This window comes from Alloyangia pacifica (assembly GCF_020524285.1).
In the GTDB taxonomy this organism is placed as follows: domain Bacteria; phylum Pseudomonadota; class Alphaproteobacteria; order Rhodobacterales; family Rhodobacteraceae; genus Salipiger; species Salipiger pacificus_B.
The window spans coordinates 1-23,795 of sequence record NZ_JAIVKX010000002.1 but is presented as its reverse complement, the minus strand read 5'-3'; the positions used below and the strand labels follow the sequence as shown (position 1 = coordinate 23,795).

The window sequence follows — 23,795 nt, the reverse complement described above, 5'->3', positions numbered from 1 at the left end:
CCTGCGGCAGGGCGCTGGGGGATATGCACGTCGCGTGTCGCATCATTTCTCCCTCAGGAGCGCGCCGATGGCGCTGCCCCTTGCAATTTCCTCGCGCCCGACCCGGCAGAGCCCCGCCGTGTCGTCCGCGGCGACGCCGCGCGACGCCAGGTAGGCCTCGCCGTCGGCGCGCATCTTCTTCTTCTCGGCCTTCGAGGTCACGTAATCCTCGATTTCCTCGTTGCTGTAGCCGAGCGCCCGCGCCCGGTTCTTCAGCGTGTTGAGGTAGCCCATGGCGGTGATCATCCGCGCGCCGATATTGTCGCAGCGGTTGCGGATCTCGTCGGCGATGCCGACGGCCATGAGCCCGTCGTGGATCTCGCGCACCTCGCCGAGCGGCGGCTTGGCCATCACGGTGCCGGGCAGCGCGACCAGACCCAGCGTTGCGGCGAGGACGGTGGTTCTGAGCTTGCTCATATCTTTACTCCATTGGCGCAGTGCGGAGGCCGCGATTGCGCGGACTCCCTCGCCAAGGGATGTGGGGGCGACACCGGAGGCTATGCAATAACCACCCGGAAAACCCCGCGTTATGAGCGCGCTGCCACTCATTCGACGCAGCGCCCCCGCAGCACGAGGTCGCGGCCCGAGAGGCGCGGCTGAGCCCGCAGCGCCTCGGGCGTGACCGCCCAGGCGATGTCCGAGGTGCCGAGGTAGTGGATGCAGTACTTGGTGCCCTCGTAGAGCCCGGCATCCACCGCCGCGTAGGGCGCGCGCGCGGCATCGCTGACCGTGGCAACGAAGTTCGCCCGATCCTCGCCCACCGGCTTCGCCGTGCCGCGGAAGCGCAGCCCGCCGAACTCGGGATCGTCCTTGCTCGCGCCGCAGGCCGCAAGCAGCCCAGCGAGCGCCAGCAGTGCGCCCATGCGGAAATGCGGCCGGAGTTTCTGTCCCATGATCATCCCTTCTTCAGCGTCAGGCCCAGGTCGGACCCCGCCGCGATTTCTTCGGCGCCGACGCGGCACAGGCTCTGCGGCCGGCCGGGTTCGACGCCCTTGCGGGCCAGCGTCCTGTCGATCTCGATCGACAGCGCGCCGAAATCCTGCGCCGCGAAGGCCGCCTCGAGCGCGTCGCGATCGACGCCCTCCGCCGCCATCTCTTCGGTCGCGCGGTGCGCCGCCCCGCCCCAGCGCGACGGGGCAAGGTAGATGCCCTCACCGTGGCAGGCGTCGGCGATGCGCTCGGCCATCGAGATGGTCACCACCCGCTGCTCCCAGCGGTTGGCCACCGAGCCGCCGCCGAGGCCCATCGACGGCCCGCCCGAGGGCGTCGCCGCACAGCCCGCGACGACAAGCGCCGCCATCACACAAAATCCACCGCGTACCATTTTCACACCCACCCGGATCACTCGGCCGCCATGGCGCCCATGCGCCCGGTGCGCTTGGCCTTGATGCGGTCCTCGATCTCTTCGCGGAAGTGCCGGATCAGGCCCTGGATCGGCCAGGCCGCGGCATCGCCGAGCGCGCAGATGGTGTGGCCCTCGACCTGCTTGGTGACGTTGAGCAGCATGTCGATCTCCTCGACCTCCGCGTCGCCGGTCACCAGGCGGTCCATCACCCGCATCATCCAGCCGGTGCCTTCGCGGCACGGCGTGCACTGGCCGCAGCTCTCGTGCTTGAAAAACTTCGACAGGCGCCAGACGGCTTTGATCACGTCGGTGTTCTGATCCATGACGATCATGCAGCCGGTGCCGAAGGACGACTGGTTCTGACGCATCCAGTCGAAGTCCATGATGGCGTCTTCGAGCTTGTCCTTGGGCAGGATCGGGCAGGAGGCGCCGCCGGGGATGATCGCCTTGAGATTGTCCCAGCCGCCGCGAATGCCGCCGCCGTGCTTCTCGATCAGCTCGCGCACCGGCAGAGACATCTGCTCTTCGAAGACGCAGGGCGTATTGACGTGGCCGGTGAGCGCAAAGAGCTTGGTGCCCGCGTTGTTCTGCCGCCCGAAGGAGGAGAACCAGGTCGCGCCGCGGCGCAGGATGGTCGGGCAGACGGCGATGGATTCAACGTTGTTCACCGTGGTCGGGCAGCCGTAGAGGCCCGCGCCCGCCGGGAACGGCGGTTTCATCCGCGGCATGCCCTTCTTGCCCTCGAGGCTTTCGAGCAGCGCGGTTTCCTCGCCGCAGATATAGGCGCCGGCACCGTGGTGCAGGTAGAGGTCGAAGTCCCAGCCCGAGCCGGCGGCGTTCTTGCCCAGCAGGCCCGCGTCGTAGCATTCGTCGATCGCCGCCTGCAGCGCCTCGCGCTCGCGGATGTATTCGCCGCGGATGTAGATGTAGCTCGCATGCGCGTTCATCGCGAAGGAGGCGATCAGCGCGCCCTCGATCAGCGTGTGCGGATCGTGGCGCATGATCTCGCGGTCCTTGCAGGTCGCGGGCTCGGATTCATCGGCGTTGATCACCAGGTAGGCCGGGCGACCATCGCTCTCCTTGGGCATGAAGGACCACTTCAGGCCGGTCGGGAACCCAGCACCGCCGCGGCCGCGCAGGCCCGAGGCCTTCATCTCGTCGATGATCCAGTCGCGGCCCTTGGCGATGATGCCGGCCGTGCCGTCCCAGTGGCCACGCTTCTTCGCCCCGGCGAGGGAGCGGTCTTGCATGCCGTAGAGATTGGTAAAGATCCGATCTTCGTCCTTCAGCATCGCTCAGTCCTTGTCTTTCCGGCGTGACCGCCAGAGCCCGTAAATCATCCAGATCGCCGTCCCGAACCCGGCCAGAGCGGCAAGGTCGAAGAAGGCCCTCGTGCGCTGGGACCAGCCCAGCAGTTCCCCGGCCACCGTCGCGGCGATCCAGGCCAGCCCGGTTCCGGCGATGACGAGCGCGGTGATGCGCCCCTGCCGGCTGTGCTGGTCCTGTCCGCTCATCTCGGTCCCGTTTCCTTGTTCCCGCACCGCCGGTCCACCCCGGCAGCGCTCTCATTCCCTCGGCGGGTCAGTAGACCTCGCCATCCTCGACGCGCTTGGAGAACTCCGTCTCCCCGCCAGCCGCCAGCAGCTTGGCCTGCCCGATCCAGTCATCGCGCGAGACCCGGCCGCGGAACCCTTTCAGGTTCTCATCCATCCACGCGACCTCGGCGGCGCTCCAGCCGGCGATCTGGTCGAAATGGTAGATGCCCAGCTCGTGCAGCAGCTGTTCGAGCTTGGGGCCCACGCCCTTGATTTCCTTCAGGTTGTCCGCCTCGCCCGCGCGCGGCTGTGCCAGCGCTTCGGGCTGCGAGCCCCCCTCCTCTTCCACGTCTACCGCCGCAGCCGGAGCTTCGGCGGGTGTCTCTGCGGGCACCGCCACCGGGGCGGACGCGGGCGTCTCTGCGGGCGCCGCCTCGGGCGCCGGTTCCGACATCAGCGGCGCCGGGGCAGCCGGAGCGTGCTCCGGAACCGGCGGCACCTCGCCCTCGACCGAGGGCGTGAGCTGCGAAATCGGCGAGCGCGCGGCGAGCTGCGGAACCGGCGCGCAGGTCATCCAGACAAAGAGCGACCCGAGCAGGCCGGTGGCGAGCAGCCCGAGCAGCAGTGCCGCCACGAAGCCCTTGCCCCCACCCAGCGCGAACAGCGCGACGACGAGGCCGATCACGGCCGCTGCTATCCAGCACTTGCGTGTGCCCCCGTCCTGCATCGTCAGCTCTGTCATCTCTCACTCCCTGGTCATGTCATCACTCAGTCGTCGTCGTAGACCTCGCCCTTTTCCACGCGGGCCGAGAACTCCGTCTCACCACCTTCGGCCAGGGTCCTGGCCTGGGCAACCCAGGCATCGCGCGAGGCGCGGCCCTTGAAGCCCTCGAGGTTGGCATCCACCCAGGCCAGCTCTTCCTCGGTCCAGGCAGCGATCTGCCCGAAGTGGAAGAAGCCGAGGCGGTGCAGCAGCTCTTCGAGCTTGGGGCCGACACCCTTGATCTTCTTGAGGTCGTCCGCCCCGCCCTCGCGCGGCGCGCTCAGGGTTTCGGGCTTGCGGCCCTCGCCGAGCGGCTGCGGCTCTGCGGGCTCCGGGTCGGATTTCACCTCGGCCGCCGGGGTCACCGGGGCTTCGCGCTTATCGATGCCGGTCTCGTCGGCGGGCTCGCCCTCGGACAGCTTCGGCGCATGGGTGTCGGGCGTCGCATCGCCCTTCTCGTCCGAGCGGTCGCGCCACGGCGCGCGCAGCGGCACCTCGGTGCCGTCGATGCGCTTGACGGTGTCGCCGATCGCGGTCGCCAGCGCCACAGAGGCGTTCAGCTCCTCGTCCTTGCCCTCGGTCAGCACCACCGGGCCGCCCAGCGGCTCGGAGCCGAAACGGCCGTTCTGCGGACCCGGCGCGGGCACCTTGCCCGCCGCCATGGCGTCGAGGATCTCGGCCAGCTTCTCGCCGGTCAGATCCTCGTAGTAGTCCTTGCCGATCTGCGCCATGGGCGCGTTCGAGCAGGCCCCGAGGCACTCGACCTCTTCCCAGGAGAACTTGCCGTCGGCCGAGACCTCATGCGGCTTGGCAGCGATCTTGGCCTTGCAGACCTCCATCAGCTCGCCAGCGCCGCAGATCATGCACGAGGTGGTGCCGCAGATCTGCACGTGCGCCACCGAGCCCACCGGCTGCAGCTGGAACATGAAATAGAAGGTGGCCACCTCGAGCGCGCGGATGTGGGCCATCCCCAGCATGTCGGCGACATATTCGATCGCCGGGCGGCTCAGCCAGCCCTCCTGCTCCTGCGCCCGCCACAGCAGCGGGATGATGGCGCTGGCCTGACGGCCCTCGGGATACTTGCTGATCTGCGCCTCGGCCCAATCCATGTTGGCGGGCGTGAAAGCGAAGCTCTCGGGTTGGTCGTGATGAAGACGGCGCAGCATGGGCAAACGGACCTTCGGTTCATGTCATTGGCCGGGGGCAAGGCGCCGCCGCGGCGTTGCGACGGGGCCGGTGCCCCGCTCTCTATTCTGTCAGCCCGCCGCTGTCTCGGCGGTCTCTGCGTCAGCCATCGGCTCCGAGACGGGCTCGGCCGCAGGCGCGCAGCTGCCGGTCACCAGGCGCACGCCGCCGGTCTCGGTGGGCACGGCCTCTTCGGTGCGCACCTTGTACGAGGCGATCTCCTGCACTTGGGCGCGGCTCAGCCCGCTCTGCAGTTCGACCGGCTGGTAGTCGCTCTCTGCGACCAGCTCGCAGCCGATCGAAGCGACGGCGTCATCCCAGGCCATCAGGTCCTGCTCGTCGGTGCCCTTCGGCGGCATGGCGCAGGCGGACAGCAGGCCAAGGGCCACAAGTGCGGTGGAAAAACGGATCATCGGTCGACCTCCCCAAACACGATGTCGAGCGAGCCGAGGATCGCCGCAACGTCGGCCAGCTGGTGGCCCTTACAAATATAATCCATCGCCTGCAGGTGCAGGAAACCCGGCGCGCGCAGCTTGGCGCGGTAGGGTTTGTTGCTGCCGTCGGCGACCAGGTAGACGCCGAACTCGCCCTTCGGCGCCTCGACGCAGGCGTAGACTTCGCCCGCGGGCACGTGGAAGCCCTCGGTGTAGAGCTTGAAGTGGTGGATGAGCGCCTCCATCGAGGTCTTCATCTCCGAGCGCTTCGGCGGGGTGATCTTGCCGCGCGACAGCACGTCGCCCTGGTTCTCGGGGAGCTTCAGCTTCTCGCAGGCCTGGACCATGATCTTCACGCTCTCGCGCATCTCGGCCATGCGGACGAGGTAGCGGTCGTAGCAATCGCCGTTCTTGCCGACGGGGATCTTGAAGTCGAACTCGTCGTAGCACTCGTAGGGCTGCGCCCGGCGCAGGTCCCAGGCAAGGCCGGAGCCGCGCACCATGACGCCCGAGAAGCCGTGCTCCTGGATATCCTGCTCGGTCACCACGCCGATGTCGGCATTGCGCTGCTTGAAGATGCGGTTCTCGGTCAGCAGGTCGTCGATGTCCTGCAGGCGGGCCGGGAACTGCTCGCACCATTCGGCGATGTCGTCGATCAGCTCGGGCGGCAGATCCTGGTGGACGCCGCCGGGCCGGAAGTAGGCCGCGTGCAGGCGCGCGCCGCAGGCCCGCTCGTAGAAGATCATCAGCTTCTCGCGTTCCTCGAAGCCCCAGAGCGGCGGCGTCAGGGCGCCCACGTCCATGGCCTGCGTGGTCACGTTCAGCAGGTGGTTCAGGATGCGCCCGATCTCGCAGTAGAGCACGCGGATCAGCTGGGCGCGGCGCGGCACTTCGACGTTGCAGAGCCTTTCGATCGCCAGCACCCAGGCGTGTTCCTGGTTCATCGTGCCGACGTAGTCGAGCCGGTCGAAATACGGCAGGTTCTGCAGGTAGGTGCGGCTTTCCATCAGCTTCTCGGTGCCGCGGTGCAGCAGGCCGATGTGCGGATCGCAGCGCTCGACGATCTCGCCGTCAAGCTCGAGCACGAGGCGCAGCACGCCGTGAGCCGCCGGATGCTGCGGGCCGAAGTTGATGTTGAAGTTGCGGATTTTCTGCTCGCCCGACAGGGCGTCTTCGAAACCTTTGGAGCCGTCCATCACTTCGCCTCCTCCTCGGCCTTTTCATCGCCGGGCAGCACGTATTGCGCACCTTCCCACGGCGACATGAAATCGAACTGGCGGTATTCCTGCACCAGCTTCACCGGCTCGTAGACGACGCGCTTGAGCTCTTCGTCGTAGCGCACCTCGACATAGCCCGTGGTCGGGAAGTCCTTGCGCAGCGGGTGGCCGCGGAAGCCGTAGTCGGTGAGAATGCGGCGCAGGTCCGGGTGGCCCGAGAACAGGATGCCGAACATGTCGAACACCTCGCGCTCCAGCCAGTTGGCCGAGGGGTGCAGCGCGGTGATCGACGGCACGATCTCCTCCTCGCGCACCGAGACCCGCAGGCGGATGCGGTGGTTCTGGTACATCGACAGGAAGTGGTAGACCACGTCGAAGCGCTTGGGGCGGTTCGGGTAGTCGACCGCGGTGATGTCCACCAGCGACGAGAAGCGGCAGGTCGGGTCGCTGCGCAGGAACTCCACCAGCCCCGAAATGTTCGCCGGGGCCACGTCGACGTTCAGCTCGCCGTGGGTGACGTCCCAGGCGATCACGCAATCGGGGCGTTTCACCTCGATGTGGGCGCCAAGTTCGTTGAGTGCTTTTGTCATGATCCCCTCCCGCGAAGGCTCAGCGCACGATCGTGCCGGTGCGGCGGATTTTCTTCTGCAGCGCCATGAGCCCGTAGAGCAGCGCCTCGGCGGTCGGCGGGCAGCCCGGGACGTAGACGTCCACCGGCACCACGCGATCGCAGCCGCGCACCACGGAATAGCTGTAGTGATAGTAGCCGCCGCCGTTGGCGCAGGATCCCATCGAGATCACGTAGCGCGGCTCGGGCATCTGGTCGTAGACCTTGCGCAGCGCCGGGGCCATCTTGTTGGTCAGCGTGCCGGCGACGATCATCAGGTCCGACTGGCGCGGGCTGGCCCGCGGCGCGGTGCCAAAGCGCTCGAGATCGTAGCGCGGCATCGAGGTCTGCATCATCTCGACGGCGCAGCAGGCGAGGCCGAAGGTCATCCAGTGCAGGGAGCCGGTGCGCGCCCAGTTGATCACGTCGTCGACGGAGGTCAGCAGGAAGCCCTTGTCCTGCAGCTCGCGGTTCAGCGCCTGCGTCGCGACCTCGCGGTCGCCACCGGCGGTATTGAGCCCGGTCATCACTCCCATTCGAGAGCCCCTTTCTTCCATTCGTAGGCAAAGCCCGCGGTCAGCACCGCGAGGAAGGCCATCATCGACCAGAAGCCCACCATGCTCACGTCCTTGAACGCGGTGGCCCAGGGGAAGAGGAAGGCGATCTCGAGATCGAAGATGATGAAGAGGATCGAGACCAGGTAGAACCGGACGTCGAACTTCATCCGCGCGTCGTCGAAGGCGTTGAACCCGCATTCATAGGCCGAGACTTTTTCCGGGTCGGGGCTGCGCACTGCCAGCACGACGGCCGCCAGGATGAGCACGAGACCGAGGCCGACGGCGACGGCGAGGAACACGAGGATGGGAAGATATTCCCGCAGCATCTCGTCCACGATGTGGCTCCTTTGCGAGGCGCACCGCTAAGCGGCGCGGAGACCATGGCTTTGTTGCCTTGCTGTGAGTGACTTATCGCCGAGTGCGTGCCGGGTCAACAACCGCCCAAGATATTCACAAATGATGAAAATGCTTTCACAGCAATGAGATAAGGCACCTGCCGCTGGGTAAGCACTGATGTTTCGACATTTTTTCTGTCGACCGTTGCATACATTCTGCGCGGACCCGCAGACTCAGGCACTTAGGACTGCCAAAGAAAGCGCCAGCATCACGAGATCGAGAACTCGCCAGAGCCTCCGGTCGGCTTCCGCGGCGGAAATCAGCCCGAGCGCGAGTCCGGCCGCGGGCAGCCCCACTGCGATCCAGCGCGCCACAGCGGCGGAGGCGGCCCGCTCGGTGCCCGGGACCCCGGCCACCACCAGCATCGCCGCCGCCTGCCCCAGCAGCACGAGAGCGGCAAGCGCCGACAGCGCCCTGGCACCGCGGGTCGCCCGGCCCTCCGGTCCGCCTCCGGGCGCCCATTGCGCCAGGGGCGCACCAAGGATCAGCGCGAGATGAAAGAAGATGCGTGCAAGGCAGAGCGTGACGTAGAGATGCGCCAGCTGCACCGCCATCGGGCGCGCCTCACCCCTCCCGCGGCGGCGCCCAGGGCGCCGGGCGCTTGTCGAAGAAGGCGGCGATCCCCGCCTGCGCCTCGGCGGTCTCCCAGCGCGCCGCCAGCGCGTCGATCGCCATGTCCACCTGCTCCGGCGTGACCTGCCCCGCCAGCGCGTTCAACAGCATCTTGCTCGCGCGCACCGCGCCCGGCGCGCAGCCGAGATAGGGCGCCACTTCTGCCGCCACCGCCGCGTCCAGCTCCGCGGGCGCCACGACCCGGTTCAGCAGGTCGAGCCGCCGCGCCTCTTCCGAGCCGAAGATGCGGGCGCTCATGAACACCGCGCGCGCCTTGGTGCCGCCCATGCGGGCGATCACGTAGGGGCCGATATTGGCGGGCAAGAGGCCAAGCCGGGTTTCGGTGAAGCCGAATTTCGCGCCCTCGACGCCCACCACCACGTCGCAGACCGAGATCAGCCCCATGCCGCCGCCGAAGGCATTGCCCTGCACCTTGCCGATCAGCGGCTGCGGCAGCGCCGCCAGCGCCGCCAGCGCCTCGGCGATGCGCCGCGACTCGCGGCGGCGCGTCTCGCCGTCCATCTCGAACTGTTCGCGCATCCAGGCCAGGTCGCCGCCGGCGCAGAAGCTCGCGCCCTCGGCCGCGAGCACGACGACGCGCACGCCCTCGTCCGCCGCCAGCGCCGCGGCTGCCGCGACCAGCTCGGCCATCATCTGCGCCGAGAGTGCGTTGTGCTTCTCCGGCCGGTTCAGCACCAGCTCCGCCACGCCGCGCGCGTCGATGCGCGTATCGATCAATGCCATCTGCCTGTCTCCCTAACCGCGCCGCGGGTCATCCCCTGCGCATCCGCCGCGCCAGCGCCGCCGCCTCGTCCAGCACCGCGCGGTCGAGCTCGGTGTCATACCCAAGCTCCGCCAGCCGATCCGCCACGGCCTCCGTCGCCACGTTGCCCGCGGCCCCCGGCGCATAAGGGCAGCCCCCGAGCCCGCCGACCGCCGCATCGAAGACCCGCAGGCCGAGGGCCAGCGCTGCCTCGACATTCTCGAGCGCCCGCCCGCCGGTGTCGTGGAAATGCCCGGCGAGCTGCGCCGGCGGCACCACCTCCGTGACCGCCTCCAGCATCGCCGTCACCGCCCCGGGCGAGGCGCGCCCGATCGTGTCGCCCAGTGAGATCTCGTAGCAGCCCATGTGGTGCAGCGCGCGCACGACCTGCGCCACCTGCTCCGGCGCCACCGCCCCATCGTAGGGGCATTCGACGACGCAGGAGACATAGCCCCGCACCGGCAGGCCCGCCGCCCGCGCCGCCTCGGCCACCGGGCGGAAGCGGTCGAGGCTCTCGGCGATCGTGGCATTGATATTGGCGCGGCTGAACCCCTCCGAGGCCGAGCCGAAGATCGCCACCTCGTCGACCCTGGCGGCCAGCGCCGCCTCGAGCCCCTTCATGTTCGGCGTCAGCGCCGCGTAGGACACGCCCGGGGCGCGGCGAATGCCTGCCATGACCTCCGCCGAGGTCGCCATCTGCGGCACCCACTTGGGGCTGACGAAGCTGGCGCATTCGATGCGCCGGAACCCGGCCCGGCTCAGGCAGTCGACCAGCGCGATCTTCTCCGCCGCCGGAATGAGCCGCGGCTCGTTCTGCAGGCCATCCCGCGGCCCCACCTCGAAGATCTCGACAAACTCGCCCATCGTCCCGCCTCTCCCCGGCCCTTCTTCTCTTTCCAAATACGCACGGCCCGGCAGCTGCCACCGGCGCGGCGCCGCTCAGACGCCCGGCATCTCCCACGCCGGGTAGAAGTCCTGCGTATAGAGCCGCGCGCCCTCCTCCGGCAGCGCCCGCCGGAAGGCGTCGCGCGCGGTGATCCGCCCGTACCACGCCTCGAGCCGCGCCAGCCCCTCGGTGCTGCGGAAGTGGCGCCCGATATAGACCGCCTGCCCGACCGCGATGTCCACCGCCGAGAAGCCGTCGAGCAGGTGCTCGCCGCTCAGCGCCAGCCGCGCCTCGATCGCCGCGAAGCACTTGCCGAGCCGCGCCGCCTCGAGCTGCATGATGATCGGCGAGCGCATGTGCTCCTCGCGCAGCATCAGGTGCTGCTGGGTGAGCGCGGCGCCGTGGTGGCTCATGGTCTCGGCGAAATGCAGCCAGACCAGGTAATCGCGCCGCTCCGCATCGCCGCGCATCCGCCCCAGCCCCCTGTCGGGATAGAGCTCGCAGAGGTATTCTAGGATGGCGCCGGACTCGAACATGGTCTCGCCGCCGATCTCTAGCGCCGGCACGCGCCCGGCGGGCGAGCGCGCGAGATACTCCTCGCGACGCAGCGACTTGTCGAAGCGCTCGGTGACCAGCTCGAAGGGCAGGCCCAGCTCCTCGAGCAGCCATAGCACCCGCATGGAGCGCGACTGCGGCACGTGGTGAATCCGGATCATGCCTCTTCTTCCTCGAGCCGGATCAGCGCCGCCCCGGCCTCGACCTGCGCCCCCGCAGCGACCAGCACCTCGGCGACGATGCCGTCGCGCGCCGCGCGCAGCGTGTGCTCCATCTTCATCGCCTCGAGCAGCGCCAGCCGATCGCCGGCGCTGACCTGCGCCCCCGCCTCGGCAAAGACCGCGACCACCTTGCCCGGCATCGGCGCCTCGACGAGGTTGCCGCCCGCGCCTGCCTCGGCGGCCCGGTCCAGCGGTGCGACGAGATCGAAGCGCAGCCCGTAGTGGGCAAAGACCGTGACGTGGCCATCCTCGCGGAAATGCCCGGCGGCGGGGCGGCCATCGAAGCTCCAGCGCCCCTGCGAGCGGGCAGCCAGCACCGTCGCGCCGGGCACGTCGATCTCCACGAGGTCCGGGCCGCGCACCCGCAGCACGCAGGGCAGATCTTGCTCACCCCGGCGCAGCAGCAGCGAGCGCGCCAGCGGTGCCCAGAGGGTGAATCCCACCTCCCAGCCCGCGGCCTCGTCGAGCCCGGCCAGCACCAGCGCCGCCTCGGCCACCACCTGCGGCGCCAGTTCTGGCACGGCAACCAGCGCATCGAGGTCGCGCGCGATGAGCCCGGTGTCGACCTCGCCCGCGGCAAACCCCGCGTGCTCCGCCAGCGCGCCGAGGAAGGCGAGGTTGGTCACCGTTCCCGCCACCCGCGTGTGCCGTAGCCCCTGCGCCAGCCGGCGCAGCGCAACGGCACGCGTCGGCCCGTGCACGATCAGCTTCGAGATCATCGGATCGTAATGCGGCGAGATCACGTCGCCCGAACGCACACCGCTGTCGGCGCGCACATCCGCCGGGAAGTCCAGATGCGCCAACCGCCCGGTCGCCGGCAGGAAGCCCGCCGGCACGTCCTCGGCGTAGAGCCGTGCCTCGAAGGCATGTCCGGTGATCGACAGCTCCTCCTGCGCCAGCGGCAGCGGCTCGCCCCCCGCCACGCGCAGCTGCCATTCAACCAGATCGACGCCGGTGATCGCCTCGGTCACCGGGTGCTCGACCTGCAGGCGGGTGTTCATCTCCATGAACCAGAAACCGTCGGGCCGCAGCCCCTGCGAGCCGTCGACGATGAACTCCACCGTGCCCGCGCCCTTGTAGCCGATGGCCTCGGCGGCGCGCACGGCGGCGGCCCCCATGGCGGCGCGCATCTCCGCGCCCATGCCCGGCGCGGGCGCCTCCTCGATCACCTTCTGGTGCCGCCGCTGCAGCGAGCAGTCGCGCTCGAAGAGATGCACCGCCGTCTCGCCATCGCCGAAGACCTGCACCTCGATGTGCCGCGGCGCGGTGATGAACTTCTCGATCAGCACCGCCTCGTTGCCGAAGGCGCCGCGCGCCTCGGCCTTGGCGCCCTCGAGCGCCGCCGGGAAATCCGCCGCCGCCTCGACCAGCCGCATGCCCTTGCCGCCGCCGCCGGCCACGGCCTTGATCAAAACCGGATAGCCGATGGCCTCGGCCTCGCGCGCCAGCCGCGCCGGATCCTGGTCCTCGCCGAGATAGCCCGGCACCACCGGCACCCCGGCCTCGTCCATCAGCAGCTTGGCCGCGTCCTTGAGGCCCATGGCCCGGATCGCCGGAGCCGAGGGCCCGACGAAGATCAGCCCCGCCGCCTCCACCGCCTCGACGAACTCCGGGTTCTCCGACAGGAAGCCGTAGCCCGGATGGATCGCCCCCGCGCCGGTCGCCAGCGCCGCCTCGATGATCCGCTCGCCCCTCAGGTAGCTCTCCGAGGGCGCCGCGCCGCCGATGCAGACCGCGAGGTCGGCCTCGGCCACGTGCCGCGCGCCGGCGTCCGCCTCGGAGTAGACCGCCACGGTCCGCAGCCCCAGCGCCCGGGCGCTGCGCATCACCCGGCAGGCGATCTCGCCCCGATTGGCAATCAGCAAAGTGTCAAACATTGCCGCCTCCGTATCCGCATCGAGTCATCGTCATTCTTCCAGGCCAAAGTATCCCGGGGGAGACGCCGCAGGCGTCGGGGGCGGAGCCCCCTGCATCCGAACTCGCGCGCCTGTGGCGCGCGGGGGCGGAGCCCCCTGCATCCAAACATCCGCGCCTAAGTTGCGCGGGGGCGGAGCGCCCTCTCATCTCAGCCCCCCGCATCACATCCGGAACACGCCGAAGCGTGTCTCCTCGATCGGCGCGTTCAGCGCGGCGCTCAGCGACAGTGCCAGCACGGCGCGCGACTTGCGCGGGTCGACGCAGCCGTCGTCCCAGAGCCGGGCCGCGGCGTAGAGCGGGTGCGACTGATGCTCGAACATGTCGATGGTGGGCTGCTTGAAGGCCGCCTCCTCCTCCTCCGACCAGCTGCCGCCGCCGCGCTCGATGGCGTCGCGCTTGACCGTCGCCAGCACCCCCGCCGCCTGCGCCCCGCCCATCACCGAGATGCGGCTGTTGGGCCAGCTCCAGAGAAAGCGCGGCTGATAGGCGCGACCCGCCATGCCGTAGTTGCCCGCGCCGAAGGAGCCGCCGACCAGCATGGTGATCTTCGGCACGTTGGTGGTCGCCACCGCGGTCACCATCTTGGCGCCGTGACGGGCAATGCCCTCGTTCTCGTATTTCCGCCCGACCATGAAGCCGGTGATATTCTGCAAGAACACCAGCGGAATGCCGCGCTGCGAGCAAAGCTCGACGAAATGCGCGCCCTTCTGCGCCGCCTCGGAAAACAGTACGCCGTTGTTGGCGATGATCCCGACCGGGCAGCCTTCCACATGGGCAAAGCCGGTCACCAGCGTCTCGCCGTAGCGCGGCTTGAACTCGTCGAAGCGCGAGCCGTCGACCATCCGGGCTATGACCTCGCGGATGTCGTAGGGCGTGCGCAGGTCGGCGGGCACCACGCCGAGGATCTCCTCGGGGTCGTAGGCCGGCGCCTCGGGCGACTGCCACTCCACCCCAGCCGGCTTCACCCGGTTGAGCCCGCCCACCGCGCGCCGTGCCAGCGCCAGCGCATGGGCATCGTCCTCGGCAAGATAGTCCGCCACGCCCGAGAGCCGGGTGTGCACGTCGCCGCCGCCGAGATCCTCGGCGCTGACCACCTCGCCCGTCGCCGCCTTCACCAGCGGCGGGCCGGCAAGGAAGATCGTGCCCTGCTCCTTAACGATGATCGTCACGTCCGACATGGCGGGCACATAGGCGCCGCCCGCGGTGCAGGAGCCCATGACCACGGCGATCTGCGGGATGTTCTTGGCGCTCATCCGCGCCTGGTTGTAGAAGATGCGCCCGAAGTGGTCGCGGTCGGGGAAGACCTCGTCCTGGTTCGGCAGGTTCGCCCCGCCGCTGTCGACGAGGTAGACGCAGGGCAGATGGTTCTCCTCGGCGATCTCCTGGGCGCGCAGGTGCTTCTTGACCGTCATCGGGTAGTAGGTACCGCCCTTCACCGTGGCGTCGTTGCAGACCACCATGACCTCGCGGCCCATGACCCGGCCGATCCCGGCGATGACCCCGGCGCAGGGCGCGGCACCTTCGTACATGTCGTGCGCCGCGGTGGCGCCGATCTCGAGGAAGGGCGTGCCCGGGTCGAGCAGGTTGGCGACGCGCTCGCGGGGCAGCATCTTTCCGCGCGACACGTGGCGCTCACGGGCCCTCTGGCCGCCGCCCGCCGCCGCCTGCGCTGCAGCCTGCTCGATCACCCGCAGCGCCTCGAGATGGCCGGCGCGGTTGGCCTTGAACGTCTCGGAGGACGGGATGGCCTGGGATTGCAGTTTCATATGTCCTCCTGAACCTTTAGACGGTCCGCCTCCTGTTCGGCTTCAGCCGTGGCACGGGCCTTCAGCTCCTTGCGGATCACCTTGCCGGTGACCGTCATGGGCAGCGCCTCAAGAAATGAAATTTCCCTTGGGCATGAGTAGGTTGCCAACCTCTCCTTCACCCATGACTTCAAGGTTTCCGCATCCGCCTCGACGCCGTCTTTCAGCACGACGTAGGCCTTGACGATCTCGGTGCGCAGCGGGTCGGGCTTGCCCACCACGCCGACGGTCAGCACCGCCGGATGGGTGATCAGGCAATCCTCGATCTCCGCCGGGCCGATGCGGTAGCCCGCCGAGGAGATCACGTCGTCCTCGCGCCCAAGGAATCGCAGGTAATCGCCGTCCCAGGTGCCGCGGTCGCCGGTCAGCAGCCAATCGCCGCGGAACTTGTCGGCGGTGGCCTGCGGATTTCGCCAGTATTCCAGCATCATCGAGCCCGAGCCCCGCCGGATCGCCACATCACCCTCACCCTCGGTGGGCAGGCCTTCGAGGTCGATCACCGCGATCTCGTGGCCCGGCACCGGCTTGCCGATGCAGCCCGGGCGCGGCTCGAAGAGCGTGCCCGCCGAGCTGGCCGCCATGTTGCATTCGGTCTGGCCGTAGAACTCGTTGATGGTCAGCCCGAAGGCCTCGCGCCCCCAGGCCAGCATCTCGGCCCCGAGCGGCTCGCCGCCGCTGGCGACCGAGCGCAGGTTCGGGATACGGGCATCCGCCGCCTTCAGCATGCGCAGCGCCGTTGGCGGGAAAAATACATTCTTGACAGAGTGTTCCGCGCAGATACTCACGCACTCCGTGACCTCGAACTTGGCCATGCGCGCGGCCACCACGGGCACGCCGAGCGCCAGCGCGGGCATGGCCACGTCGAAGAGACCCCCGATCCACGCCCAGTCCGCCGGGGTCCAGAGCACGTCGCCCGACTGTCCGAGCCGGTCATGGCTCATCTCGACGCCCGGCAGATGGCCCATCAGAACGCGGTGCCCATGCAGCGCGCCCTTGGGTTTGCCGGTGGTGCCGCTGGTGTAGATAATGATCGCCGGGTCCTCGGGGCCGGTGTCGGCGATGGGGCTTGCGGAAGGCTCTGCGGGTAGCTCGGTGATGACGCTGAGGTCGAAGGGCGCGAGCATCCCGCCCCCCTCTTCGTCGGTCACCACCACCCGCGCCCCGCTGTCGCCGAGCCGCGAGCGCAAAGCGTCCTCGCGGAAGAGCTTGAACAGCGGCACAGAGATCGCCCCCATCCGCCAGGCGGCGATATGGGCGGCAGCGCAGAGCGGCGATTGCGAGAGCAGCACGCCCACCCGGTCGCCGCGCGCCACGCCGCGCGCCTCGAGCGCCGCCTGCACCCGGCGCGACAGCGTCGCCAGCGCGCCGTAGGCCACCGGCCCGCGGCCATGCTCGAGGATCGCCACGCGGTTCGGCTCCAGCGCCGCCCAGTCGTCGCAGACCTGCGCGGCCATGTTCAGCCGTGGCGGGACGCGCCAGTCGAAGCGCGCGCGCATCTGGTCATATGTGCCATCCGGCAGCATCGGATTCATGTCTGCGGCCCCCTCCTGACCCGCGCGTGAAGGATGCGCCCCAGCCGGTCCATCTCGTAGACATGCGCCAGGTCGTCCCGCGCGCAGGTTACCACGATCCAGACCGGCGCCTCCGCGGGGCGCCCCGTGCAATCGCTTTTCGCGGCCCCTTCCGGGCCGGTCTCGACGTAGAGCGTGGCGGCAGCGGCAATCGCCTCGGTCTCCGTGAGCTCCGCCGCCTGCATCCCGGCGCGGTAGGCCACCAACGCCACCAGCGCGAGAAGCGCCAGCGCGGGGGCATACCAGAGCGACCGGGAGATCACGCTCAGCTCATCGCGTTCATCAGTTCGCGGCCCACCAGCATCCGGCGGATTTCCGAGGTGCCCGCGCCGATCTCCATCAGCTTGGCATCGCGGAAGAGCCGCGCCACCGGCGCATCGGCCAGAAAGCCCGCCCCGCCCATCGCCTGCACCGCCTGATGCGCCTGCACCATCGCCTGCTCCGAGGCGTAGAGACAGCAGGCCGCCGCATCCTGGCGGGTGACATCGCCGCGGTCGCAGGCCTTGGCGACCTCGTAGACATAGGCCCGGGCCGAGTTCATCGCGGTGTACATGTCGGCGATCTTGCCCTGCATGAGCTGGAAGTTCCCGATGGATTGGCCGAACTGCTTTCGTTCTGCCATGTAGGGCATGATCTCATCGAGGCAGGCGGCCATGATGCCGGTGCCGATGCCCGCGAGCACGACGCGCTCGTAGTCGAGCCCCGACATCAGCACCCGCACGCCCTTGCCCTCTTCGCCGAGGATATTCTCGAAGGGCACTTCCACGTCGTCGAAGATCAGCTCGGCGGTGTTCGAGCCGCGCATGCCGAGCTTGTCGAAATGCGGGCTGGTCGAGAAGCCGGTCATGCTCTTCTCGATGAGGAAGGCGGTGATGCCCTTCGACCCGGCATCGGGGTCGGTCTTGGCGTAGACCACCAGCGTGTCGGCGTCCGGCCCGTTGGTGATCCAGTACTTGTTGCCGTTGAGGATGAAGCGGTCGTTCTTCTTCTCGGCGCGCAGCTTCATGCTGACCACGTCAGAGCCGGCGTTCGGCTCGGACATGGCAAGCGCGCCGACGTACTCGCCCGAGACCAGCCCGGGCAGGTATTTCGCCTTTTGTTCAGGCGAGCCGTTGAGCTTGATCTGGTTGACGCAGAGGTTGGAATGCGCGCCGTAGGAGAGCGAGACCGAGGCCGAGGCGCGGGCGATCTCCTCGACCGCGACCACATGGGCCAGGTAGCCCATGCCGGCGCCGCCGAACTCCTCGGGCACGGTGATGCCCAGGAGACCGAGCTCGCCCATCTCGCGCCACAGCTCGTTCGGGAACACGTTGTCCCTGTCGACCTGCGCCGCCATCGGCCTGACGCGCTCCTGCGCCCAGCGATGCACCATCTCGCGCAGCGCACCCACGTCGTCGCCGAGATCAAAGGTCATGACCGCATTGAACATCCAAACCGCCCCTCCCCTGGCAGTTATTGAACACTTGTTCATATCTAAGCCCGCAGCCCGCCAGCCGTCAACAGCAAAGGCGCCTCACCCTGCCGTGACCACGAGGAACGGCCCGGCGGCGGCTGCGTTGTCGGGGAGAGAAACAGGAAAGGAGCGAAGAGATGCCCAAGGACAACATCAAGGACCTCAAGGCCGATTTCTGGAAAGCCCTGAAGGACGTGCGCGCCGGCATGCTGGCGGCGGACGGCGAGCGCCCGGTGCCCATGGCGCCGCATGCCGACGAAGACGAGAATGCCATCTGGTTCATCACCGCCAAGGGCTCGGCCGCCGACCGCGCCGCCAAGAGCGGCGGCGAGGTGAGCTTCCACGTCGCCGACCCCAAGGCGCACCTTTATGCCAACGTCTTCGGCAAGGCCGAGATCTCGAACGACGAGAAGAAGCTCGACGACATCTGGAGCGTCGTCGCCGGTGCCTGGTTCAAGAACGGTCGCGACGACAATGCGGTTCAGCTGATCAAGATGACGCCGAAGGACGGCGAGGTCTGGATCAGCAACGGCGGCGCAAGCTTCCTCTACGAGATCGCCAAGGCGCAGATGACGGATGACACGCCCGACGTGGGCGAGCATGGTCGGGTGGTATTCTGATCCGGAGACTCGCCATGAAACCCGCCCTCCTTGCGCTGCTGTGCCTGCTGCCCTCGATGACGCTTGCGGAGCAGGTCGGCGAGGTGGGCGTGGACTGGGTCGGCAACGACATCGAGATCGATGCCATTGCCGACCCCAAGGTGCAGGGCGTCACCTGCCACATCGCCTATTTCGACCGAGGAATCTTCGACCGGCTGTCCAAGGGCAACTGGTTCGAGGATCCGTCCAATGCCTCGATCTCCTGCCGCCAGACCGGGCCGATCGTGATCGGCGACATCGACCGCGACAAGGACGGCGAGGACGTCTTCCGCACCTCGCGCTCGATCATCCTCAAATCGCTGCGGGTGAAGCGCATCTATGACGAGAGCAACCAGACGCTGATCTACCTTGCCCATGCCGCCGAGCTGACCGACGGGTCGGCCAAGCTGGCGATCTCGACCGTGCCGCTCTACGGCACCGAGGTCACATGGGAGGAGGAATGAGCAGCCGAGGAGCGTGAGCTCCTAGACGACCCGCGTCGCGTCGTAGCCGTAAATCCAGTCGAACTGACCGAGCATGCGGTCCGGCGCCATGCGCCCAAGCATGCCCATCCCCAGATGCGCAACGCCGCGCACCAGCGGGTTCTTCAGGTGATATTTCCAGGCGTTGCCGTTGGCCGCCTCCACCACCTTGTCGCAGCGCTCCCGGCGCAGCGCCTGATAGCGCGCCAGCGCGGCGTCGCGGTCCTCCATCGACGAGAGGCACGCGGCGAGCACGAAGGCGTCCTCGAGCGCCATGTTCGCGCCCTGCGCCATGAACGGCAGCGTCGGATGCGCCGCATCGCCAAGCAGAGCCACGCCCTCCCCGTACCAGCGCCGCGCCACGGGGTGCCGGAACAGCCCCCAGAGCCCCGGCCGATCGACCGCGGACAGCAGCTGCGGCACGTCACCGCCAAAACCGGCAAAGGCGGCGCGCAGGTTGGCCGGATCGTCGAACTGCGACCAGCCTTCCTCGGTCCAGCCGCGGCGTTCCTCGGCGGCCACGAGGTTGACGACCTTGCCCCCGCGCAAGGGATAGCTGACGAGGTGCCGCCCCGGCCCCATGTGCACCCGCGCCTCCGGCGGGTGACCGGTCAGGTTCGGCACCACCGCGCGCCAGGCGACCTGGCCGGTGAAAAAGGGCGCCGTCGCGCCGTTGAGCGCGCCGCGCAGCACCGAGTGCAGACCGTCGGCGCCGATCACCAAATCGGCAGAACAGGAATCGCCGTTGGCCATCTCCAGCCGCACCGGGGCGCCCGGGTGAACCGCGGCGACCTTCTGCAGCAGGCGGACCTGCACCCCCGCCTCGCGCGCCGCCTGCGACAGCAGGCCGATCAGATCGGCGCGGTGGACGAAGAGATACTCGGAGGAGTCGGGCAAACGCCCGAGATCGAGCCGCAGCACCTCTGTGCCGTGGCGGTGGTCGCGCAGCGACACCGCCTGCGCCCGGCAGGCCCCGGCACGCAGCGCCTCGGCCAGACCGAGCGCCTCGATCACCCGCAAGCCGTTGGGGCTGATCTGCAACCCCGCCCCGACCTCGGCGATCGCCTCGGCCTGCTCGAGCACCCGCACCTCGAAGCCGCGCTGACGCAGAGCCAGGGCCGCGGCAAACCCGCCGATGCCCCCGCCGATAATCGTGACTGACCTACCCGGCACCGCGCCGCTCCCGCTAAAGGCGAAAAAAGAAAACGCCGGAGCCAATGGCCCCGGCGTCCTGTCTTGTCAAGCCGTTAAGCCCCGACGCTGCGCCGGGGCCCTGCGGGCTCAGTCGTCGCGATGCACCTTCTCGCGGCGCTCGTGACGCTCCTGAGCCTCGAGGCTCATGGTGGCGATCGGACGCGCGTCCAGCCGCTTGAGGCTGATCGGCTCGCCGGTCACGTCGCAATATCCGTACTCACCCTCTTCGATGCGGCGCAGGGCCGCGTCGATCTTGGCGACCAGCTTGCGCTGGCGGTCACGGGTGCGCAGCTCGAGCGCGCGGTCGGTCTCTTCGCTGGCACGGTCGGTCACGTCGGGAATGTTCCGGGTGGCTTCCTGCAGCGCCTCGATCGTATCGCGGCTCTCGGCGAGGATGTCGTTTTTCCATGCGAGCAGCTTGCGGCGGAAGTACTCCGTCTGACGCTCGTTCATGAAAGGTTCGTCTTCGGCCGGACGGTAATCGTCGGGCAGAAAAGTCTCGGGCTTCATTTCTGCTCCCTCTTCAAAACCGGTGTCCGGCGAGGAATTCCTGACCGGCCCCGGTACCCCTTGCGAGGCTGCTGTTATCCCACCCACCCCCCGATGTCACTACACAATGGGATAGGTCCCGAACGAATCTTCGGCAGGTGCCTCTTTTGTAACCACGGTATGACAGCCCCCGTTCAAAGCGCCTCGAAACCCCGCTTGAAGCGAGGTTTGCGGCCCAGTATCCCTCTGCACAGAGCAGTGGAGGAATGCCGAATGACCGACCTGAGCTTCCGGGGCACCGACGCCTATGTGGCGACCGAGGATCTGACCATGGCGGTCAACGCGGCGATCACCCTCGAGCGGCCGCTGCTGGTGAAGGGCGAGCCCGGCACCGGCAAGACCGAGCTGGCGCGGCAGGTGTCGCAGGCGCTCGGCCTGCCGATGATCGAATGGTCGATCAAATCCACCACCCGCGCCCAGCAGGGCCTTTACGAGTACGACGCGGTCAGCCGGCTGCGCGACAGCCAGCTTGGCGAGGAACGCGTGCATGACGTCGGCAACTACATCCGCCGCGGCAAGCTCTGGCAGGCCTTCGACGCCGAGGGCAAGGTGGTGCTGCTGATCGACGAGATCGACAAGGCCGACATCGAGTTTCCCAACGATCTGCTGCAGGAACTCGACCGGATGGAGTTCCACGTCTACGAGACCGGCGAGACGGTGCGCGCGCGCCAGCGGCCGATCGTCATCATCACCTCGAACAACGAAAAGGAGCTGCCCGACGCCTTCCTGCGCCGCTGCTTCTTCCACTACATCCGCTTTCCCGACGAAGAGACCCTGCGCCGCATCGTCGAGGTGCATCACCCCGGCATCAAGCCTGCCTTGCTGACCGAGGCGCTGACTCAGTTCTACGAGCTGCGCGAACAGCCGGGACTGAAGAAGAAGCCCTCGACCTCCGAGGTGCTGGACTGGCTGAAGCTGCTGCTGGCCGAGGATCTCGACGCCGCCGACCTGCGCCGCGATGGCACCGACGCGCTGCCGAAGCTGCACGGCGCGCTGCTGAAGAACGAGCAGGACGTGCACCTGTTCGAACGGCTGGCCTTCATGGCCCGCCGCCAGCGCTGAGTCCCGCCCCGCACCCTTTGCTTTCCCCGGCCGCCGCGACAGAATCCTGCGGCGATGCAACCTAAAGCATCACGATTCCGTTGCCATCCGGCCTCAAAACCGGGTGAAGCCGTCGATTTAAGGGGCAAAACCGCGTCGAGATTGACCTTTCCCGCCTGATTCCGGTACAAGCCCGCATCATGGCTGCCCTCGGGCGGCTTTTTGCGGGCCATCCGGGCCCTTCCTCAGACGCGCGGGCCACGTTTCAGAGTCCGCATTGCATCGGACCTACATGACCAAGTTTACCGACCTGAACCTGAACCCCAAGGTGCTGAAAGCCATCGAAGAGGCGGGCTACGAGACGCCCACTCCCATCCAGGCCGGCGCCATCCCCCCCGCGCTCGAGGGCCGCGACGTTCTGGGCATCGCCCAGACCGGCACCGGCAAGACCGCCTCCTTCACGCTGCCGATGATCACGCTTCTGGCGCGCGGCCGGGCCCGCGCCCGCATGCCGCGCAGCCTCGTGCTCTGCCCGACGCGCGAGCTCGCGGCGCAGGTCGCCGAGAATTTCGACGTCTACACCAAGCACCTGAAGCTGACCAAGGCGCTGCTGATCGGCGGCGTCTCATTCAAGGAGCAGGAGCAGCTGATCGACAAGGGCGTGGACGTGCTGATCGCCACCCCGGGCCGCCTGCTCGACCATTTCGAGCGCGGCAAGCTGCTGCTGACCGGTGTGCAGATCATGGTCGTCGACGAGGCCGACCGGATGCTCGACATGGGCTTTATCCCCGACATCGAGCGCATCTTCTCGCTGACCCCCTTCACCCGCCAGACGCTGTTCTTCTCGGCCACCATGGCGCCGGAGATCGAGCGCATTACCAACACCTTCCTGTCGGGCCCCGAGCGCGTCGAAGTGGCCCGCCAGGCCACTGCCTCGGAGACGATCGAGCAAGGCGCGGTGTTCTTCAAGGCCTCGCGCAAGGATCGCGAAGCCTCCGAGAAGCGGGCCGTGCTGCGCGCGCTGATCGACAAGGAAGGCGACGCCTGCACCAATGCGATCATCTTCTGCAACCGCAAGGTCGACGTCGACATCGTCGCCAAGTCGCTGAAGAAATACGGCTACAACGCCGCGCCGATCCACGGCGACCTCGACCAGTCGCAGCGCATGCGCACGCTCGACGGCTTCCGTGACGGCTCGGTCCGCCTGCTGATCGCCTCCGACGTGGCGGCGCGCGGGCTCGACGTGCCCTCGGTCAGCCACGTCTTCAACTTCGACGTGCCGAGCCATGCCGAGGACTACGTGCACCGCATCGGCCGCACCGGCCGCGCCGGGCGCCAGGGCAAGGCCTTCACCATCATCGTGCCGAAGGACGAGAAGAACTTCGAGGATGTCGAGGCGCTGATCCAGAAGGAAATCCCGCGCATCGACGCGCCGGTGCGTGGCACCCCCGCCTCCGACACGCCGATCGCCAAGGACGAGGAAAAGCCCGCCAAGCGCAGCCGCTCGCGCTCGCGTCGCTCCGAGCGCAGCGAGACCGCGCCGAAGCCCGAGGCGGCCCCCAAGACCGAGGCAGTCTCCGAGGTCGCCGCCGCGCCCGCCCCGGAGGCGAACGACAAGCCCGAGCGCGCACCGCGCAACACCGACAAGCCGCGCGGCCGTGGCCGCAAGGGCGAGCGCGAGAACACCGTGGTCGGCATGGGCGATCACATGCCCGAGTTCATCGCCCTGAGCTTCGAACAGCGCCGCGCCGGCTGAGCCCGCCCCATCCCGATACGAAAGAGCCGCCCCTCGGGGCGGCTCTTTTCGTCTGGACCCTCGTCCGAACCGGTACTTCTGCCGAAGGACCTCGATGCGGCACGGTCGGGCCTGCCTCCGGCGGGGATATTTGGACCTAGAAGAAACGGCGCGCGTCCCGCCCTTTTCTTCTAGGCTCAAATATCCCGGGGAGCGCGAGGGGCGATGAACTCGGGCATGTGATCGCCCATGCCGACCACGGTGTTCTCGCGCTCGCCCTTGCGGCCACGGTCGC

Annotated in this window: 27 protein-coding genes; 4 read left to right on the top strand and 23 right to left on the bottom strand. The window is 68.4% G+C overall.

What is annotated here, in order from left to right; translation table 11 throughout:
- Positions 1 to 42: 42 nt before the first annotated feature.
- The 21 genes from LC039_RS00975 to LC039_RS00875 form a co-directional block, all read right to left on the bottom strand.
- Positions 43 to 456 carry a DUF5333 domain-containing protein gene (locus tag LC039_RS00975; RefSeq protein WP_226621196.1) on the bottom strand — a complete coding sequence of 138 codons (414 nt, stop codon included), beginning with the start codon at positions 454 to 456 and terminating at the stop codon, positions 43 to 45.
- Positions 457 to 584: 128 nt separating this feature from the next.
- A complete protein-coding gene (locus LC039_RS00970; protein ID WP_226621195.1) occupies positions 585 to 932 on the bottom strand; it encodes a hypothetical protein in 348 nt (115 codons plus the stop codon).
- 2 nt (positions 933 to 934) lie between these two features.
- A complete protein-coding gene (locus LC039_RS00965; protein WP_226621194.1) occupies positions 935 to 1,339 on the bottom strand; it encodes a DUF5333 family protein in 405 nt (134 codons plus the stop codon).
- Positions 1,340 to 1,380: 41 nt separating this feature from the next.
- Positions 1,381 to 2,676, bottom strand: coding sequence for an NADH-quinone oxidoreductase subunit NuoF (nuoF, locus tag LC039_RS00960; RefSeq protein ID WP_226621193.1), 1,296 nt, complete (start codon positions 2,674 to 2,676; stop codon positions 1,381 to 1,383).
- Between the two features lie 3 nt (positions 2,677 to 2,679).
- Entirely contained in the window at positions 2,680 to 2,898 is a 219-nt protein-coding gene (locus tag LC039_RS00955) for a DUF5337 domain-containing protein (protein ID WP_226621192.1), read from the bottom strand.
- Between the two features lie 67 nt (positions 2,899 to 2,965).
- Entirely contained in the window at positions 2,966 to 3,661 is a 696-nt protein-coding gene (locus tag LC039_RS00950) for an endonuclease (RefSeq protein WP_226621191.1), read from the bottom strand.
- A 26-nt stretch (positions 3,662 to 3,687) separates the two neighbouring features.
- Entirely contained in the window at positions 3,688 to 4,848 is a 1,161-nt protein-coding gene (locus LC039_RS00945) for an NADH-quinone oxidoreductase subunit E (protein ID WP_226621190.1), read from the bottom strand.
- 90 nt (positions 4,849 to 4,938) lie between these two features.
- Entirely contained in the window at positions 4,939 to 5,280 is a 342-nt protein-coding gene (locus tag LC039_RS00940; protein WP_226621189.1) for a hypothetical protein, read from the bottom strand.
- The gene (locus LC039_RS00935) at positions 5,277 to 6,497 is read right to left on the bottom strand and encodes an NADH-quinone oxidoreductase subunit D (protein ID WP_226621188.1); all 1,221 of its coding nucleotides are present in this window, start codon (positions 6,495 to 6,497) and stop codon (positions 5,277 to 5,279) included. Before LC039_RS00935 ends, LC039_RS00940 begins: the two co-directional genes overlap by 4 nt.
- Entirely contained in the window at positions 6,497 to 7,108 is a 612-nt protein-coding gene (locus tag LC039_RS00930) for an NADH-quinone oxidoreductase subunit C (RefSeq protein ID WP_226621187.1), read from the bottom strand. Before LC039_RS00930 ends, LC039_RS00935 begins: the two co-directional genes overlap by 1 nt.
- 19 nt (positions 7,109 to 7,127) lie before the next feature.
- Positions 7,128 to 7,661, bottom strand: a complete 534-nt coding sequence (locus LC039_RS00925) for a NuoB/complex I 20 kDa subunit family protein (protein WP_176476694.1) — start codon at positions 7,659 to 7,661, stop codon at positions 7,128 to 7,130.
- A complete protein-coding gene (locus LC039_RS00920) occupies positions 7,652 to 8,017 on the bottom strand; it encodes an NADH-quinone oxidoreductase subunit A (protein ID WP_092426464.1) in 366 nt (121 codons plus the stop codon). The genes LC039_RS00925 and LC039_RS00920 overlap by 10 nt, the downstream gene beginning before the upstream one ends.
- Positions 8,018 to 8,251: 234 nt before the next feature.
- Complete coding sequence (locus tag LC039_RS00915) at positions 8,252 to 8,632, bottom strand: hypothetical protein (protein ID WP_226621186.1); 381 nt, start codon at positions 8,630 to 8,632, stop codon at positions 8,252 to 8,254.
- A 10-nt stretch (positions 8,633 to 8,642) separates the two neighbouring features.
- Positions 8,643 to 9,434 carry a crotonase/enoyl-CoA hydratase family protein gene (locus LC039_RS00910; protein ID WP_226621185.1) on the bottom strand — a complete coding sequence of 264 codons (792 nt, stop codon included), beginning with the start codon at positions 9,432 to 9,434 and terminating at the stop codon, positions 8,643 to 8,645.
- A gap of 28 nt (positions 9,435 to 9,462) precedes the next feature.
- Positions 9,463 to 10,317, bottom strand: a complete 855-nt coding sequence (locus LC039_RS00905) for a hydroxymethylglutaryl-CoA lyase (RefSeq protein ID WP_226621184.1) — start codon at positions 10,315 to 10,317, stop codon at positions 9,463 to 9,465.
- A gap of 75 nt (positions 10,318 to 10,392) precedes the next feature.
- On the bottom strand, positions 10,393 to 11,055 hold the full coding sequence (locus LC039_RS00900; protein ID WP_226621183.1) for a glutathione S-transferase family protein: 663 nt from the start codon (positions 11,053 to 11,055) through the stop codon (positions 10,393 to 10,395).
- Positions 11,052 to 12,992 carry an acetyl/propionyl/methylcrotonyl-CoA carboxylase subunit alpha gene (locus LC039_RS00895; protein WP_226621182.1) on the bottom strand — a complete coding sequence of 647 codons (1,941 nt, stop codon included), beginning with the start codon at positions 12,990 to 12,992 and terminating at the stop codon, positions 11,052 to 11,054. The genes LC039_RS00900 and LC039_RS00895 overlap by 4 nt, the downstream gene beginning before the upstream one ends.
- A gap of 201 nt (positions 12,993 to 13,193) precedes the next feature.
- The gene (locus LC039_RS00890) at positions 13,194 to 14,798 is read right to left on the bottom strand and encodes a carboxyl transferase domain-containing protein (protein ID WP_226621181.1); all 1,605 of its coding nucleotides are present in this window, start codon (positions 14,796 to 14,798) and stop codon (positions 13,194 to 13,196) included.
- Positions 14,795 to 16,360 (bottom strand): AMP-binding protein, encoded by a 1,566-nt coding sequence (locus tag LC039_RS00885; RefSeq protein WP_226621769.1) that lies wholly within the window; start codon positions 16,358 to 16,360, stop codon positions 14,795 to 14,797. The genes LC039_RS00890 and LC039_RS00885 overlap by 4 nt, the downstream gene beginning before the upstream one ends.
- A 5-nt stretch (positions 16,361 to 16,365) precedes the next feature.
- Positions 16,366 to 16,671 carry a hypothetical protein gene (locus LC039_RS00880; protein WP_226621180.1) on the bottom strand — a complete coding sequence of 102 codons (306 nt, stop codon included), beginning with the start codon at positions 16,669 to 16,671 and terminating at the stop codon, positions 16,366 to 16,368.
- Positions 16,672 to 16,673: 2 nt separating this feature from the next.
- Positions 16,674 to 17,837, bottom strand: a complete 1,164-nt coding sequence (locus LC039_RS00875; protein ID WP_226621179.1) for an isovaleryl-CoA dehydrogenase — start codon at positions 17,835 to 17,837, stop codon at positions 16,674 to 16,676.
- Positions 17,838 to 17,998: 161 nt separating this feature from the next.
- On the opposite strand from LC039_RS00875, the gene LC039_RS00870 reads away from it, so the two are divergent.
- Both LC039_RS00870 and LC039_RS00865 read left to right on the top strand, forming a co-directional pair.
- Positions 17,999 to 18,481: a pyridoxamine 5'-phosphate oxidase family protein gene (locus LC039_RS00870; RefSeq protein ID WP_226621178.1), complete on the top strand. Its 483-nt coding sequence runs from the start codon at positions 17,999 to 18,001 to the stop codon at positions 18,479 to 18,481.
- A 14-nt stretch (positions 18,482 to 18,495) separates the two neighbouring features.
- Entirely contained in the window at positions 18,496 to 18,963 is a 468-nt protein-coding gene (locus LC039_RS00865) for a CreA family protein (protein WP_226621177.1), read from the top strand.
- Positions 18,964 to 18,984: 21 nt separating this feature from the next.
- Here the strand turns inward: LC039_RS00865 and LC039_RS00860 are convergent, their stop codons facing one another.
- Together LC039_RS00860 and dksA are read right to left on the bottom strand one after the other, a co-directional pair.
- Positions 18,985 to 20,154, bottom strand: a complete 1,170-nt coding sequence (locus LC039_RS00860) for an FAD-dependent monooxygenase (RefSeq protein ID WP_226621176.1) — start codon at positions 20,152 to 20,154, stop codon at positions 18,985 to 18,987.
- Positions 20,155 to 20,262: 108 nt separating this feature from the next.
- Positions 20,263 to 20,685, bottom strand: coding sequence for an RNA polymerase-binding protein DksA (gene dksA / locus LC039_RS00855; RefSeq protein ID WP_226621175.1), 423 nt, complete (start codon positions 20,683 to 20,685; stop codon positions 20,263 to 20,265).
- Positions 20,686 to 20,946: 261 nt separating this feature from the next.
- Between dksA and LC039_RS00850 the strand changes: the two genes are divergently transcribed.
- Together LC039_RS00850 and LC039_RS00845 are read left to right on the top strand one after the other, a co-directional pair.
- Positions 20,947 to 21,786 carry an AAA family ATPase gene (locus LC039_RS00850; RefSeq protein ID WP_226621768.1) on the top strand — a complete coding sequence of 280 codons (840 nt, stop codon included), beginning with the start codon at positions 20,947 to 20,949 and terminating at the stop codon, positions 21,784 to 21,786.
- Positions 21,787 to 22,057: 271 nt separating this feature from the next.
- Positions 22,058 to 23,521, top strand: coding sequence for a DEAD/DEAH box helicase (locus LC039_RS00845; protein ID WP_226621174.1), 1,464 nt, complete (start codon positions 22,058 to 22,060; stop codon positions 23,519 to 23,521).
- Positions 23,522 to 23,795 lie beyond the last annotated feature (274 nt).

What these genes read in the sequence shown, in the direction of transcription:
- LC039_RS00845 (WP_226621174.1), top strand. Translation starts at nt 22,058, where the DNA reads ATGACCAAGTTTACCGACCTGAACCTGAACCCCAAGGTGCTGAAAGCC.
- LC039_RS00885 (WP_226621769.1), bottom strand. Translation starts at nt 16,360, where the DNA reads ATGCTGCCGGATGGCACATATGACCAGATGCGCGCGCGCTTCGACTGG.
- LC039_RS00875 (WP_226621179.1), bottom strand. Translation starts at nt 17,837, where the DNA reads ATGTTCAATGCGGTCATGACCTTTGATCTCGGCGACGACGTGGGTGCG.
- LC039_RS00890 (WP_226621181.1), bottom strand. Translation starts at nt 14,798, where the DNA reads ATGAAACTGCAATCCCAGGCCATCCCGTCCTCCGAGACGTTCAAGGCC.
- LC039_RS00905 (WP_226621184.1), bottom strand. Translation starts at nt 10,317, where the DNA reads ATGGGCGAGTTTGTCGAGATCTTCGAGGTGGGGCCGCGGGATGGCCTG.
- LC039_RS00900 (WP_226621183.1), bottom strand. Translation starts at nt 11,055, where the DNA reads ATGATCCGGATTCACCACGTGCCGCAGTCGCGCTCCATGCGGGTGCTA.
- LC039_RS00945 (WP_226621190.1), bottom strand. Translation starts at nt 4,848, where the DNA reads ATGCTGCGCCGTCTTCATCACGACCAACCCGAGAGCTTCGCTTTCACG.
- dksA (WP_226621175.1), bottom strand. Translation starts at nt 20,685, where the DNA reads ATGAAGCCCGAGACTTTTCTGCCCGACGATTACCGTCCGGCCGAAGAC.
- LC039_RS00955 (WP_226621192.1), bottom strand. Translation starts at nt 2,898, where the DNA reads ATGAGCGGACAGGACCAGCACAGCCGGCAGGGGCGCATCACCGCGCTC.
- LC039_RS00935 (WP_226621188.1), bottom strand. Translation starts at nt 6,497, where the DNA reads ATGGACGGCTCCAAAGGTTTCGAAGACGCCCTGTCGGGCGAGCAGAAA.
- nuoF (WP_226621193.1), bottom strand. Translation starts at nt 2,676, where the DNA reads ATGCTGAAGGACGAAGATCGGATCTTTACCAATCTCTACGGCATGCAA.
- LC039_RS00895 (WP_226621182.1), bottom strand. Translation starts at nt 12,992, where the DNA reads ATGTTTGACACTTTGCTGATTGCCAATCGGGGCGAGATCGCCTGCCGG.
- LC039_RS00970 (WP_226621195.1), bottom strand. Translation starts at nt 932, where the DNA reads ATGGGACAGAAACTCCGGCCGCATTTCCGCATGGGCGCACTGCTGGCG.
- LC039_RS00915 (WP_226621186.1), bottom strand. Translation starts at nt 8,632, where the DNA reads ATGGCGGTGCAGCTGGCGCATCTCTACGTCACGCTCTGCCTTGCACGC.
- LC039_RS00910 (WP_226621185.1), bottom strand. Translation starts at nt 9,434, where the DNA reads ATGGCATTGATCGATACGCGCATCGACGCGCGCGGCGTGGCGGAGCTG.
- LC039_RS00950 (WP_226621191.1), bottom strand. Translation starts at nt 3,661, where the DNA reads ATGACAGAGCTGACGATGCAGGACGGGGGCACACGCAAGTGCTGGATA.
- LC039_RS00930 (WP_226621187.1), bottom strand. Translation starts at nt 7,108, where the DNA reads ATGACAAAAGCACTCAACGAACTTGGCGCCCACATCGAGGTGAAACGC.
- LC039_RS00940 (WP_226621189.1), bottom strand. Translation starts at nt 5,280, where the DNA reads ATGATCCGTTTTTCCACCGCACTTGTGGCCCTTGGCCTGCTGTCCGCC.
- LC039_RS00870 (WP_226621178.1), top strand. Translation starts at nt 17,999, where the DNA reads ATGCCCAAGGACAACATCAAGGACCTCAAGGCCGATTTCTGGAAAGCC.
- LC039_RS00965 (WP_226621194.1), bottom strand. Translation starts at nt 1,339, where the DNA reads ATGGCGGCGCTTGTCGTCGCGGGCTGTGCGGCGACGCCCTCGGGCGGG.
- LC039_RS00865 (WP_226621177.1), top strand. Translation starts at nt 18,496, where the DNA reads ATGAAACCCGCCCTCCTTGCGCTGCTGTGCCTGCTGCCCTCGATGACG.
- LC039_RS00975 (WP_226621196.1), bottom strand. Translation starts at nt 456, where the DNA reads ATGAGCAAGCTCAGAACCACCGTCCTCGCCGCAACGCTGGGTCTGGTC.
- LC039_RS00925 (WP_176476694.1), bottom strand. Translation starts at nt 7,661, where the DNA reads ATGGGAGTGATGACCGGGCTCAATACCGCCGGTGGCGACCGCGAGGTC.